The 13111-nt window shown below is 71.2% G+C and carries 13 protein-coding genes and 1 riboswitch; of the genes, 8 read left to right on the top strand and 5 right to left on the bottom strand.

The annotated features are described in order from the left end of the window. Positions 1 to 39 precede the first annotated feature (39 nt). Positions 40 to 882, top strand: coding sequence for a helix-turn-helix domain-containing protein (locus NWFMUON74_RS23390; protein ID WP_187683948.1), 843 nt, complete (start codon positions 40 to 42; stop codon positions 880 to 882). Positions 883 to 958: 76 nt separating this feature from the next. Further along, positions 959 to 1570, top strand: coding sequence for a dihydrofolate reductase family protein (locus NWFMUON74_RS23385; protein WP_187683947.1), 612 nt, complete (start codon positions 959 to 961; stop codon positions 1568 to 1570). A gap of 14 nt (positions 1571 to 1584) precedes the next feature. On the opposite strand, the gene NWFMUON74_RS23380 is transcribed toward NWFMUON74_RS23385, so the two are convergent. Continuing rightward, positions 1585 to 2520, bottom strand: coding sequence for a bifunctional helix-turn-helix transcriptional regulator/GNAT family N-acetyltransferase (locus tag NWFMUON74_RS23380; RefSeq protein ID WP_187683946.1), 936 nt, complete (start codon positions 2518 to 2520; stop codon positions 1585 to 1587). A gap of 160 nt (positions 2521 to 2680) precedes the next feature. Here NWFMUON74_RS23380 and NWFMUON74_RS23375 point away from each other — a divergent pair, with 160 nt between their 5' ends. The 5 genes from NWFMUON74_RS23375 to NWFMUON74_RS23355 all read left to right on the top strand — a co-directional run bounded on the left by NWFMUON74_RS23375 (position 2681) and on the right by NWFMUON74_RS23355 (position 8298). Beyond that, positions 2681 to 3949 (top strand): adenosylmethionine--8-amino-7-oxononanoate transaminase, encoded by a 1269-nt coding sequence (locus NWFMUON74_RS23375; RefSeq protein ID WP_187683945.1) that lies wholly within the window; start codon positions 2681 to 2683, stop codon positions 3947 to 3949. Between the two features lie 40 nt (positions 3950 to 3989). Continuing rightward, positions 3990 to 5129 carry an FAD-dependent monooxygenase gene (locus NWFMUON74_RS23370; RefSeq protein ID WP_187683944.1) on the top strand — a complete coding sequence of 380 codons (1140 nt, stop codon included), beginning with the start codon at positions 3990 to 3992 and terminating at the stop codon, positions 5127 to 5129. A gap of 49 nt (positions 5130 to 5178) precedes the next feature. After that, positions 5179 to 6327 carry an 8-amino-7-oxononanoate synthase gene (locus NWFMUON74_RS23365; protein ID WP_187683943.1) on the top strand — a complete coding sequence of 383 codons (1149 nt, stop codon included), beginning with the start codon at positions 5179 to 5181 and terminating at the stop codon, positions 6325 to 6327. A gap of 24 nt (positions 6328 to 6351) precedes the next feature. Continuing rightward, positions 6352 to 7032 carry a dethiobiotin synthase gene (gene bioD / locus NWFMUON74_RS23360; RefSeq protein WP_187683942.1) on the top strand — a complete coding sequence of 227 codons (681 nt, stop codon included), beginning with the start codon at positions 6352 to 6354 and terminating at the stop codon, positions 7030 to 7032. A 123-nt stretch (positions 7033 to 7155) separates the two neighbouring features. After that, complete coding sequence (locus NWFMUON74_RS23355; protein ID WP_187683941.1) at positions 7156 to 8298, top strand: alpha/beta fold hydrolase; 1143 nt, start codon at positions 7156 to 7158, stop codon at positions 8296 to 8298. A gap of 6 nt (positions 8299 to 8304) precedes the next feature. Here the strand turns inward: NWFMUON74_RS23355 and NWFMUON74_RS23350 are convergent, their stop codons facing one another. The 4 genes from NWFMUON74_RS23350 to NWFMUON74_RS23335 all read right to left on the bottom strand — a co-directional run bounded on the left by NWFMUON74_RS23350 (position 8305) and on the right by NWFMUON74_RS23335 (position 11971). Then, on the bottom strand, positions 8305 to 9333 hold the full coding sequence (locus NWFMUON74_RS23350; protein WP_187683940.1) for an ABC transporter substrate-binding protein: 1029 nt from the start codon (positions 9331 to 9333) through the stop codon (positions 8305 to 8307). A 26-nt stretch (positions 9334 to 9359) separates the two neighbouring features. Beyond that, positions 9360 to 10181, bottom strand: coding sequence for an ABC transporter ATP-binding protein (locus NWFMUON74_RS23345; protein ID WP_232110544.1), 822 nt, complete (start codon positions 10179 to 10181; stop codon positions 9360 to 9362). Then, positions 10178 to 11209: a FecCD family ABC transporter permease gene (locus NWFMUON74_RS23340; RefSeq protein ID WP_187683939.1), complete on the bottom strand. Its 1032-nt coding sequence runs from the start codon at positions 11207 to 11209 to the stop codon at positions 10178 to 10180. Before NWFMUON74_RS23340 ends, NWFMUON74_RS23345 begins: the two co-directional genes overlap by 4 nt. Before the next feature lie 18 nt (positions 11210 to 11227). Then, positions 11228 to 11382: riboswitch (cobalamin riboswitch) on the bottom strand. Positions 11383 to 11386: 4 nt separating this feature from the next. Then, a complete protein-coding gene (locus NWFMUON74_RS23335; RefSeq protein WP_187683938.1) occupies positions 11387 to 11971 on the bottom strand; it encodes a TetR/AcrR family transcriptional regulator C-terminal domain-containing protein in 585 nt (194 codons plus the stop codon). A gap of 106 nt (positions 11972 to 12077) precedes the next feature. Here NWFMUON74_RS23335 and bioB point away from each other — a divergent pair, with 106 nt between their 5' ends. After that, entirely contained in the window at positions 12078 to 13097 is a 1020-nt protein-coding gene (bioB, locus tag NWFMUON74_RS23330) for a biotin synthase BioB (RefSeq protein ID WP_187683937.1), read from the top strand. Positions 13098 to 13111 lie beyond the last annotated feature (14 nt).

Below are 13111 nucleotides of genomic sequence, written 5' to 3'. Positions count from 1 at the left end.
AGCCGAGTGGGCGTGCCGGATTTCCGGCACAGTGGGTGCATGGACTACCTGGCCCGGGTGCCGGCGCCGCCGCTCGATCGGTACATCGACGACATCTACTGCCTGACCGGGGTGCCGCGCCATCGCCGGATGAGCGTGCCCCCGATGCCGTCGGCGCATCTGTTCGTGAATCTGGGCGAGCCCGCGCGGCTGTGGGACTCCGATCCGTCGGTGCCGCCCGCGGTCTTCGCCGACGGATGGTTCATGGGCGTGTGGACCCGGCGCTTCTGCTTCGACTACGGCAGCGAGGTCCGGCTGGTCGGGGTGCATTTCAAGCCCTGGGGGATGTCGCCGTTCATCGACGTGCCGGCGAGCGAACTGCGGGATCGATGGGTGCCGGTCGACGCGGTCTGGCAGCGGTCGCTGGACCGGATCCGCAACCGGCTGGGCGAGATCGCCACCCCCGGCGACATGCTGGAGGCGGTGGAGACCGAGTTGCGCTCGCGACTGGCGGACACGCCGCCGCACGGCCTCGACCTGGTACGGAACACGGCGCAGTGGCTCGCGACCTCCCACGGTGTGGTCCCGGTCGGTGCGCTGACCGAGGCCGCGGGTGTGAGTGCGACGCACCTGGCCGGGCAGTTCAAATCCCATGTCGGGGTGACGCCGAAGCAGATCGCGCGGATCTATCGTTTCGCGCGACTGATCCTGTCCGTGGACGCTCGGGAGCCGGTCGGCTGGTCGGAACTCGCCGCGACGGTGGGGTATTTCGACCAAGCCCATCTGGGCAAGGAGTTCAAGGACTTCACCGGGCACACGCCGACGGAGTACCTGGCGCTGCGCCGCCGATTCCCCGCCGCTCCCGGCTTCCCGCCGGACGGGGGCCCGATGCCCGTCGCGTGATTTTTTACAAGCCCGGCCGCCACCCGGTGCGCTTCGATCGATCGTGATCGAGAGCAAGCAGACTTGAGGAGGGCCTGTGGGCACGGTGATCATGCACAGCGTGGTGTCACTCGACGGCTTCATCGCCGACGAGAACGACGACGTCGGTCCGCTGCACGACTGGTATTTCAGCGGGGACACCCCGATCGTCGAGCGCGATGAGCGGCAGTTCGATCATTCCGGGACCGGGAGCGGTTTCCGCGTCTCGCGGGCGTCGGCGGAATACGTACGGCCGATGTGGGAGTCGATCGGCGTCATAGTGATGGGCCGTCGGCTGTTCGACCTGGTGAACGGGTGGGAAGGCGATCCGCCCGCCGGGGAGCACGTGGTCGTGGTGTCGCACCGGCCCAAGCCGGCGGGCTGGCATCCCGAGGCGTCCTATCACTTCGTCGACGACGTGACCGCGGCGATCGACACGGCGAACAAGCTCGCCGGGGAGCGAACCGTCAGTGTGAACGCGGGCGAGGTAGGCGGCCAGATACTCGCGGCCGGATTGGTGGACGAGGTGGCGATGGACGTGGCTCCGGTCGTATTCGGTTCGGGGCGGCGATATTTCGGCAGTGTCGGGGACCGGTATCGCCTGGCGGACCCGCACGTCGTCGTCCGAGGCGACCGGGTGCTGCACCTGAGATTCAAGGTGCGCCGCTAGCGTCGACCGCGGGCTCAGCGCAGGGTGCGCCGCCAGGTCTGGCCGGTGAGGTCCTTGCCGAAGCTGTGGTGCGGTTCGGTCTCGACGAGGTCGAAGCCCGCCCGTTCGTAGACGCGGCGGGCGGAGGTCAGGACGTCGTTGGTCCACAGCACCATGCTGCGGTAGCCCGCCGCGGTGGCGAAGCGCAGGCACTCGTCCACGAGGGCGGAGCCGACTCCGAGGCCGCGTGCGGACGGTTCGACGAGCAGCAGTCGCAGTCGTGCGGTGGTGTCGTCCTCGCGGACGCAGAACACACAGCCGATCGGCTCGCCGTCCCGGTCGGCGATCCAGGCCCGCTCCGCCTGCGGTTCGCGGGTCTCCAGATAGTCGGCGACGATCCGCGCGACCAGCGTCTCGTAGTCGGCGTTCCAGCCGTACTCGGCGGCGTACAGGGCGGCATTGCGCTGAATCACCCAGCCGTAATCACCGGGCCGCGGATCGCGGAGCAGAAACGGCGCGCCCGGCTGGTCGCCAAGGACGCGTTCGATGGTGCGCATGGCATCGACCAGGCGGTCGCGGTCGTGGGATGCCCGGCTGCCGAGCAGCGCGGCGACATCGCGGCTGGAGCGCTCGTCGAGGTCGGCGAAGGCGGTCTCGCCGTGCTCGGTCAGCCGGACCAGTCGGCGGCGCGCGTCGGTCTCGCAGCGTTGCCGCAGCACCAGCCCGGCGTTCTCGAACCGGGACAGGATGCGGCTGAGATAACCGGGATCCAGCCCGAGCTCCCGGCGCAACGCGACCACCTCGACCGGCCCGAAACGGGCCAGCTCGAACAGGATTCGCGCCTCGGTGAGCGAGAAGTCCGTATCGACGAGGTGCTCGTGCAGCACCCCGATCAGGCGCGTGTAGCGGCGATTGAATTCGCGGACCGCGGCGATGTGCTCGGCGGCCACGGACGCGGTGGCGGTGCTCATGTACCCGTGCCTCCCGGCGACTCCCTGTGGCCACCCGCCACAGATCTTTGACAAAGTCAAAGATTAACCGGCGGCCACGCCTCGTGGGCCGATTTCGCGGGACGATGTGCCCGTCGTGGTAACTTGAACGGCGTTCAAGCTTCCGGCGCGAAGGAATCCCGTGGCCCTGACACCCGACCAGATCACCGCACTCGACGCCGCGCACGTCTGGCATCCGTACGGCGGCTTTCCGGCGAGCACGGAACCGCTGGTCGTCGCGTCCGCCGCCGGTACGCGCCTGCGGCTGGCCGACGGTCGCGAGCTGATCGACGGGATGAGTTCGTGGTGGGCGGCGGTGCACGGCTACCGGCACCCGGTGCTGGACGCGGCGCTGACCGCGCAGGCGCAGCGGATGAGTCACGTCATGTTCGGCGGCCTCACCCACGAGCCGGCGGTGCGGCTGGCGCAGTTGCTGGTCGAGATCACGCCCGCGGGTCTGGACAAGGTGTTCCTCTGCGATTCCGGTTCGGTGTCGGTCGAGGTGGCCGTCAAGATGTGCCTGCAGCACTGGCGCGCGCTCGGCAGGCCGGGCAAACGGCGGCTGTTCACCTGGCGCGGCGGCTACCACGGCGACACGTTCACGCCGATGAGCGTGTGCGACCCCGACGGTGGCATGCACTCGCTGTGGACCGACGTGCTCGCCGAGCAGATCTTCGCGCCGGTGCCACCCGAAGACTATGTGCCCGAATATGTCCGGGAGCTGGAGCGGCTGTTCGCGGCGCACGCGGACGAGACGGCCGCGGTGATCGTGGAGCCGATCGTGCAGGGCGCGGGCGGCATGCGGTTTCACCATCCGGGATATCTGAACGAGCTGCGGCGGCTGTGCGACGAGTACGGCGTGCTGCTCGTCTTCGACGAGATCGCCACCGGATTCGGCCGCACCGGAACGCTTTTCGCCGCCGACCGGGTGGGGGTGCGGCCCGATGTGCTGTGCGTCGGCAAGGCCATCACCGGCGGCTACCTCACACTGGCCGCCGCGCTGTGCACCGCCGAGATCGCGGAGACCATCAGCGCCGGGCACGGCGGGCTGATGCACGGTCCGACCTTCATGGCCAATCCGCTGGCCTGCGCTGTCGCCGTCGCCTCGATCGAGCTGCTGCTGTCTCGCGACTGGCGGGGCGAGGTGGCCGGTATCGAAGCGGGCCTGGAAGCGGGATTGGCCGCGGCACGGGAAGTTCCGGGTGTCGTCGAGACGCGCGTACTGGGCGCGATCGGCGTCGTGGAACTCGACCACCCGGTCGATATGCGCAAGGCCACCCACGCCGCCGTCGAATCCGGTGTCTGGCTCCGCCCGTTCCGCAATCTCGTGTACACCATGCCGCCGTACATCAGCACGCCCGACGACGTGGCGCGGATCGCGGCCGGAGTGGTGGCCGCGGCCGCCGCATGACGGCCGTGCGGGTCGGACCACAGCTGTAGTGGAGGATGTCATGGAGCGTGCCGGGCGGGCGGTTGTGGTGGGCGGCGGCATCGGCGGGTCGGCGACGGCTGTCGCGCTCGCGCGGCGCGGCTGGCAGGTGGAGGTGCTGGAGCGGGCGGTGACCGGGGAAGGGGGATCGGGGTTGAGCCTGTGGCCCAACGGGTTACGGGCTCTCGACGTGCTGGGGCTCGGGGAGCGGGTGCGGGCGCGCGCTATGGTCGACACCGAGGGCGGGATCCGGGATCGCTCGGGTCGCTGGCTGTCCAGGACCGATACCGAGGAACTGGCCCGGCGTTACGGGGCGATGGTGGCCATGCACCGCGCCGACCTGTTCGGCATCCTCCGCTCGGCCGTGCCGGAAGGGTCGCTGCGCCTCGGCGTCACGGTGACCGGACTCGAGTACCACGGTGACGAGGTGACGGTGGCGCACAGCGCGGGGGTCTCGGAAGCGGACCTCGTGATAGGCGCGGACGGCATCCGGAGCAGCGTGCGGGAAGCGCTGTGGCCGAACGTTTTCCGGCCGCGCTGTGCCGGCTACACCGCTTGGCGCATGATCAGCCGCCCCGTGCCCGACCTGCGCAGCGGGGGCGAAACCCTGGGCCGCGGCGAGCGTTTCGGCGTCGCCCCGCTGCCCGACGGCCGGGCCTATCTGTTCGGGGTCGCCAACGCGCGGGCGGGCGAACGCGCACCGGACGGCGAATTCGCCGAGGTGCGCAGGCGGTTCGGCGCATGGCCGCAGCCGATCCCGGCCCTGCTCGACGCGGTCGACCCCGAGGCCGTACTGCGCCACGACATCTACGACCTCCCGTCGCTGAAGACCTTTGTGCACCACCGTGTCGCGCTCGTCGGCGACGCCGCGCACGCCATGACCCCGAACCTCGGCCAGGGTGCGAACCAGGCCCTCGAGGACGCCGTCACTCTCGCCGCCCTCCTCGACCGCCACCCCCTCGCCACCGCCCTGTCCGCCTACGACCGCTCCCGCCGCCCGCGTACCCGATCCCTCGCCCGCCGTTCCCGTCGACTCGGCGCCATCGCCCAGTGGTCCTGGCCCCCGGCGGCCCTGCTCCGCGACACCGCCGCCCGGCTCACCCCGCCCGGCGTCGCCCTGCGCGCCCTCGCCCCGGTCCTGAACTGGCAACCTCCGGAGTAGCAGACGTCGCCCCTTGCTCCTGAACGGCGTTCAAGTATGCTGCTGTGCTGTGAGTGTGGATCCGTTGGGCTGGATTGATGTGCGGGCCGGGGAGCGGGTGCGGGCCGGGTTGCGGCGCGAGCTGCGCGCCCGGGGGCCGCAGGCCGGTCCGATCGATCTGGCGTCGAACGACTACCTCGGCTTGTCGCGGCATCCCGAGGTCGTCGAGGGCGCGGTCGAGGCGGTGCGGACGTGGGGGACCGGGTCCACCGGGTCGCGGCTGGTGACGGGGACGACCGTGGCGCACGAGCAACTCGAGGCCGAGTTGGCCGAATTCACCGGGGCCGAGGCGGGGCTGGTGTTCGCCTCCGGGTACGCCGCCAATCTCGGTGTGGTGACGGCGCTGGCCGGGCGTGGGTCGCTGGTGGTGTCGGACGCGGGCAGTCATGCCTCGCTGGTCGACGCCTGCCGGTTGTCGCGGGCCCGGGTGGCGATAGCGCCGCATCGCGACGTGCTCGCCGTGGATAGGCTGCTGTCCGCGCGTACCGAGGAGCGGGCGGTGGTGCTGACCGACTCGGTGTTCAGCGCCGACGGGGATCTGGCGCCGCTGCGCGAGCTGCACCGCGTGGTCCGGGCCAACGGTGCGGTGCTGATCGTCGACGAAGCGCACGGCATCGGGGTGCGCGGCGACGGCGGCCGCGGGCTGGTGCACGAGGTCGGCCTGGCCGGGCAGCCGGACCTGATCGTCACCGCCACCTTGTCGAAAGCCCTTGCCGCCCAAGGGGGTGCGGTGCTGGCTCCCGAGCGGGTCCGCGCCCACCTGGTCGACGCCGCCCGCACCTTCATCTTCGACACCGGGCTCGCGCCCGCGGCGGTCGGGGCGGCGCGGGCGGCGCTGCGCCTGCTGCGGCGCGATCCCGCGATGGCGGGACGGGTGCGGGAGCGTGCCACCGCCATCGCTCGCATCGCCGCCGCGCCGCAACCGGATTCGGCGGTGGTGTCGGTGGTGCTCGGCGAGGCACAGGTCGCCTACGACGCCGCGCAGGCGTGCCGGGCGCGCGGCCTGAGCGTGGGTTGCTTCCGACCACCGTCGGTCCCGGAGGGCACGTCGCGGCTGCGGCTCACCGCCCGCGCCGATCTGACCGACGCCGAAATGGACTTCATCGCAACGACTCTCGCGGCCGTGCTGGCCGACGCGCGGGGACCGGTGCCGGTATGAGCGGGACGAGGAGGTAGCACGGCTGTGAGCGTGTTGATCGTGACGGGGACCTCGACGGAGGTCGGCAAGACGGTGGTGACCGCGGCACTGGCCGCCGCCGCGCGTGCCGCCGGACGGTCGGTCGCGGTGTGCAAACCGGCGCAGACGGGCGTGCGGCCGGGCGAGCCCGGCGACCTGGCCGATATCGCGCGGCTGGCCGGGGTCACCCGGACGCTGGAACTGGCTCGCTACCCCGACCCGCTGGCCCCCGACACCGCCGCCCGGCGCGCGGGGCAGCCGCTGCTGACGCTCGGTGACACCGTCGCCGCCATCGACGCGCTCTCGGACGCGGACCTGACGCTGGTGGAGGGAGCGGGCGGCGTGCTCGTCCGGCTCGGCGAATTCACTCTCCTCGACCTCGCCCAGAAGCTCGCCGCACCCGTGCTGGTGGTCGCCGCGGCCGGGCTGGGGACCCTCAACCACAGCGAACTGACCACCCGCGCCCTCGCCGCGGCGGGCGTCCCCTGCGCGGGCCTGGTGATCGGATCCTGGCCCGCCACGCCGGATCTCGCCGCCGACTGCAATCGGACCGACCTCCCCGAGGTGACGGGAGTGGAGTTGGTCGGCGCCGTCCCCGAGGGCGCGGGCCGGTGGCAACCGGAGCGCTTCGCCGACACCGCCCCGACCTGGTTCCAGGCGGGGTGGCGCGCACGCTACCTGCACTGATCCGCGCACGTTCGGAATACCGGGCGGGGGCCGTGATAGCCGCCGGGCACGGAATGTGGAACGGGCCACCGGGCGGGCATTGTCGATGATCATGCGGACCGGACCGTCCTACAGTGGATGGAGATGCTTCTGGAGGACCGGCACCCGACCACCGTCGCGGACTACGACGATGCGCGGCGGAGGGCCCGGCTGGCCGAAACCCGGTGGGGGCACGGCTGGGTGCGGTTGCGGCGAACCCGAAGGGTGCTGCTGCGCCTGGCCTTGGTGCCGATACTGCTGCTGATGGTCTTCGCCCAGTACCTCGCCGTCGACATCGCGCCGGAACGGGCGCGGCTGGCGCGCACCGAACCGGCCGTGCTGCCGGTCGCGGCGCCCGCCCCCGAGGCCCGCAACACCGCGGTGTTCGACCTGGTCGGTCTCGGCTCGCTCGACGCCACCGCCACCGCTCGCGCCTTGCCGTCGCTGACCCGGATGGGTTCGGTGTGGGCGGTGCGCTACGACAACACCGGTATCGACACCAAGGTGATCAGCGACCTGATCATCAGGGTCACCGAGGCCGCGCGCATCGACAACGTGGTGCTGGTCGGCCACAGCATGGGCGGCGTGATCGCCCTGGAGATCGGCAAGCACATCCACACCGGCTCCACCAAGAACCTGGCCGCCGTCGTCCTGGACTGCACGCCGATCGACCTCGACGCCGTACGCCCGGAAAGCCGCGACCAGGGCGAGGATCTGTTGCGCTGGACCGGCTGGCTGCCGGGCATCCGGGAGAGCCGCAGCCTGCGCCTGTTCGCCGAAACCTACGCTCGGCGTGACCGTTTCCTCGACCGCGACACCACCCCGCCCGGCATTCGCGGTGACCGGCTGTGGTCGACGGTGGGGGAGGTGTTGCGGCAGAAGATCGGCAATCGCGACGCGGCCAGCAACGGGCTGATCGAATCGCAGTTCCGCGCGATCGTGGCGGGCGGCGCGGTCGATGATCTGCGTGCTCTGGTCAAACCGGTGAGCGGCAAGTCGCGTCCGGCGGTGGTCTTCCTGCGCCCGAACAATCCGGAGCGGGATCCGATCGTGGATGTCGAGTACACCCATCGGGTACTGATCCAGCAGGTCGGCGGCGTGGACGGGAATCTGCTGACGGTGCTCGCGCACGGTACGGGGCACGCGAATCCCGTGCAGCAGCCGGGGGAGTACAACAAGGTCATCGCGCAGCAGGTGGTGCCGTTCGTGCGGCAGGTCCGCGATCAGGAACTGGTCATGGCGCGGTGATCGGTTTCACCGCACCGCGTCGTCGCTGCGCGGCCGAATTCCCGACGGCGGCAACAGTTTCCAGGTCTCCAGTTGTGCCCGGACCTGCTCGGCGGCGTCGATGTTGAGCGGCCCGCTGGTCCACATGGTGTAGGGCAGGTCGAAGAACCGCTGCTCGGTCACCGCGCGGAGCCGGTTGATGCCGGGCTTGGCGCGTAGCAGTTCCACCTTCTGAGCGAACGTCTGCGGCGGATAGTCGACGAACACCAGAGCGTCCGGATCCGATGCCGCCAGTCGCTCCCACGACACCCGGGTCCACGAGTCGGCCACGTCCTCGAGGACGTTGTGCGCGCCCGCGGCGTCCAGGATCGCTTGCGGCCCACCGAATCTGCCGCTGGAGAACACGGTGTCGCTCGCGCTGTCGAAGACGAAGACCCGCGGCCGCCGATCGGCCTGCGGTGCGCGGTGCAGGGCGTCGAGGCGGGCATCGAGGTCGGCGACCAGGCGGGTGGCCTGCTCGGTGCGGCCGGTGATCGCGCCGAGGTTGCCGAGATCGGTGCGCAGGGCCGTCCACGGATCGACGATGCCGCGCGCCTGCTCGCCGCTGCGCTGCCGGCAGCTCTCGGTCAGGATGTAGGCGGCAATGCCGTTCGCGCGCAACGACTCCGGAGTGAGATCCTTCGCCTCGGTGTAACCGTAGTTCCATCCGGCGACCATCACGTCGGGGCGTTGCGCGATCACCGTCTCCCGGGACGGAGACTCGGGGGACACCACGCGCAGGCGATCGACCGCGTCGCCGTAGTGGCGGCGCAGGGTCGCGGCGTCGTCGGCCTGCAGGCTGGACACCGCGGTCACCGCGTCCTGCGCGCCGAGGGCGAGCGCCATCGAGATCATGTTGCTGTCGTTGACGAACATGCGCTGGGCCGGTGCGGGGAAGCGCACCTCCCGTCCGCAGTTGCGCAGCGTGAGATTGCCGTGCACGGCCGGTGCGGCGCCGCACGCTGTCACCGTGAGAACCGTTGCGAGAGTGGCGAATATCGGAGCCCAGGATCTCATCGTCGTCCTTCTGTGGGTGGTGCGGGTCACGACCGGTCGGCCATCGTGTCGAGCAGCAGGTGGGTTTCCCCGGTGTCCGGATGGCGGACGCGCGCGGCTCGCACGCCGAACACGCTGCCGAGCACCTCCGGCGTGAGCGCGGACTCGGGCGGTGCCAACGCACCCGCACGGCCGTCGTGCAGCACCACGACACGGTCGCAGAAGCGGTCGGCCAGGTCGAGATCGTGCAGCGTGAGCACCACCGTCCGGTCCAGCGTGCGAGCCAGCGCCAGCAGCGCGAGGCGGTGGGTGACATCGAGATGATTCGTCGGTTCGTCGAGCAGCAGCACGGGGGTGTCCTGCACGAGCGCGCGAGCCAGCAGCACCCGCTGCCGCTCCCCGCCGGACATCCGATGTACGGGCCGATCGGCGAACCCCTCGAGATCCACTGCGCGCAGAGCGCTCTCGACGGCCGCCCGCTCCCGCGGACCGCCCGACCCCCAGGGCGGCAGATACGGAGTGAGGCCCAACGCCACCACCTCACCCGCCCGCAGATCATCGGGCGGCTGTTCGTCCTGCGCGACCGACGCGATCGCCCGCGCCCGCCGCCGCGCCGACACGCCCCGCAGGTCGATGCCTTTCACCAGCACCTGTCCCCGCCGCGGCCGAAGCAGCCCGGCCAGCGTGCGCAACAGCGTGGTCTTCCCGCTCCCGTTCGGGCCGACGATCCCGACGAGCTCACCGGCCGCCACCGTGAAACCCACCTCCGCCAGCACGGTCCGCCGCCCCGGGCCGCAGGCCAGCTCCCGGACCTCCAGCACAGGACCCCGGCCCGCCGCGGGCATCGCCTGACCCTCCGACACCCTCACGACGCACCGAATCGGTAGCGGCGGCGGCCCATCAGGAGGAGGAAGACGGGAGCGCCGATGAGGCCGGTGAGGACACCGACGGGGATTTCGGTGGGGCGGACGAGGATTCGGGCGGCGGCGTCGGCCACCACGAGGAACAGCGCGCCGCACAGGGCGCTCACCGGAAGCAGCGCGCGGTGCGGGGAGCCGACCAGCAGGCGGGCCGCGTGCGGCACCACCAGACCGACGAAACCGATCCCGCCGGAGACCGCCACCAGGACGCCCACCAGCACGGCCAGCCCGGCGAACAGCGCAATCCGCAAGGCGCGCACCGGGACTCCCACGGACGCCGCGGTGTCGGCGCCCACGGTCAGCGCGTCGAGCCAGCCCGCGGCCGCCGCCAGTGCCAGCGCCGCGGCCCCGACGACACCGGCGGGCAACGCGATCCGCGTCCAGTCCGCCCCCGCGAGACTCCCCAGCAGCCAGAACAGCACCGCCTGGGCGGCCGCCGGATCGGCGCTGCGAAAGATCAGGTAGCTGCTCAGTGCCGCGAAAGCCGACCCCAGCACGGTGCCGGTCAGCACCAGCCGCAGCGGTGTCAGCCCGCCTTGGGCGACCGCGATCAGAAAGACCATCGCCGCCGCGGCGAACGCGCCGAGCAGCGCACCCCCCGACAGCGCCCACACTCCGGCCCCCGCGAAGAACCCGGAGGTGATCACCGCCGCAGCCCCCACGCCCGCCCCGGACGACACGCCGAGCAGATACGGATCGGCGAGCGGATTGCGCACGAGCGTCTGCATGGCCGCCCCGGCCAGCGCCAGGCCCGCACCCACCACGGCCGCCAGCAGCGTGCGCGGCACCCGCAACTGCCAGATGATGGTGTCGAGACCGGGGTCGGCGACGGCGGCTCCGGTCACCCTCGCCCGCAGTACCTCGAAAACGGTTGCGGGCGGCACGGTTTCGGCCCCGCATCCGGTCGCCGCCACCATGGCGCACCCGAGCGCCAGCACGACGACGGGGACGACCACCGATGTCCGCGCGCGGATCATCGCCGATACTCCATGGGCACCTCGCGACCTCAGAGCGGTACCCGGCGAGGGAGGTCTGACTTCCGCGGTGAGCCCGAGCCCGCCCGCGGTCACAGTGGCGCGACCGTTCCGGAATTCCACCGGATTCCCGCACCCGCCGGGAATGACGAAGGGGACTCTACCGTCCGGTTTGTCCGGTCAGCGCACCCGGTCGCCCAGCAGATGCCGGACCCCGCCCACGAACAGCTGCAACCCGAAGTCGAAACGCTCGGTGGCGCTGGTGTTCTCGTACAGCGGCGACGACTCCTCCGGCAGCGCGCCCGCCGAATCCATCTGCATCCGCGACTGCTCGTCGACGGTCTCGCCGAGCACGTAGTACAGCAGGGTGTAGGCGGCCAGGTCGGCCTCCTCGCGGCCCATGCCGCCGCGAATCAGCGCGCCCGCCACCCGCTCGCGGCCCTTGCTGGTGGTCAGGCGCGAGGCATAGGTGGCCGATACCAGTTCCGCGCCGTCGCGGTAGGCGAGCAGGCACGAGCGCATCCGGTGTGCCAGCTCGCCCACCTGAGCGGACCACTCGCCGGCGGCGACCGGCTCGTCCAGCGGTGCCAGGATCCGGTCGGCGACCGCGCCGAGCAGCGCTTGTTTGTTGGGGAAGTGCCAGTACAGCGCGCCGGGCTGGACGTGCAGCGAGGTCGCCAGCCGGCGCATCGTGAGATCGGCCAGGCCGAATTGGTCGAGGATGGCGATGGCGCCGTCGACGACGTCGGTGCGGTGCAGTTGCACTTGGCGACAACCCTTTCGTGCTTTGACTCGGCCCCCACGCTACCCTAGCCTGAACACCGTTCAAGTTGCACGGCCGCAGCCCGGCCGGACGAAGGGATTCGTGCGCATGACCCAGGCACCCGTCAGGACCGACACCGACATTCTGGCGATCGCCCGCGAGCAGGTGCTCGACCGCGGCGTCGGCCTCGACCAGCAGCAGACCGCCGAGGTGCTGCGCCTCGCCGACGACCGGCTCGAGGAGCTGCTGGAACTCGCGCACGAGGTCCGCATGAAGTGGTGCGGCCCGGAGGTGGAGGTCGAGGGCATCATCTCGCTCAAGACCGGCGGCTGCCCCGAGGACTGCCACTTCTGTTCGCAGTCCGGGCTGTTCCAGTCCCCGGTGCGCGCGGCCTGGCTCGACATCCCCTCGCTGGTCGAGGCCGCCAAGCAGACCGCCAAGACCGGGGCCACCGAATTCTGCATCGTCGCGGCGGTGCGCGGGCCGGACGAGCGGCTGATGGCGCAGGTCGCCGCCGGTGTGGAGGCGATTCGCAACGAGGTCGACATCCAGGTGGCGTGCTCGCTGGGCATGCTCACCCAGGAGCAGGTCGACCAGCTCGCCGCCATGGGCGTGCACCGCTACAACCACAACCTCGAGACCGCCAGGTCGCACTTTCCGAACGTGGTCACCACGCACAGCTGGGAGGAGCGCTGGGACACCCTGCGCATGGTCCGCGAGGCCGGTATGGAGGTGTGCAGCGGCGGCATCCTCGGCATGGGCGAGACCATCGAGCAGCGCGCCGAATTCGCTTCGCAGCTGGCCGAATTGGAGCCCGACGAGGTGCCGCTGAACTTCCTCAACCCGCGCCCGGGCACCCCGTTCGGCGATCTGGAGGTACTGCCCGCGGCCGAGGCGCTGAAGGCCGTCGCCGCGTTCCGGCTCGCGCTGCCGCGCACCATGCTGCGCTTCGCCGGGGGCCGCGAGATCACTCTCGGTGACCTCGGCGCCAAGCAGGGCATCCTCGGCGGCATCAACGCCGTCATCGTCGGCAACTACCTGACCACGCTGGGCCGTCCGGCCGAGCAGGACCTGGATCTGCTGGGCGAATTGAAGATGCCGATCAAGGCCCTCAACGAAACTCTCTGAGCGGCAACCGTCCA

The sequence above is a fragment of the Nocardia wallacei genome (genome assembly GCF_014466955.1).
Taxonomy (GTDB): Bacteria; Actinomycetota; Actinomycetes; order Mycobacteriales; family Mycobacteriaceae; genus Nocardia; species Nocardia wallacei.
This window is presented reverse-complemented; position numbering and strand designations above follow the sequence as displayed.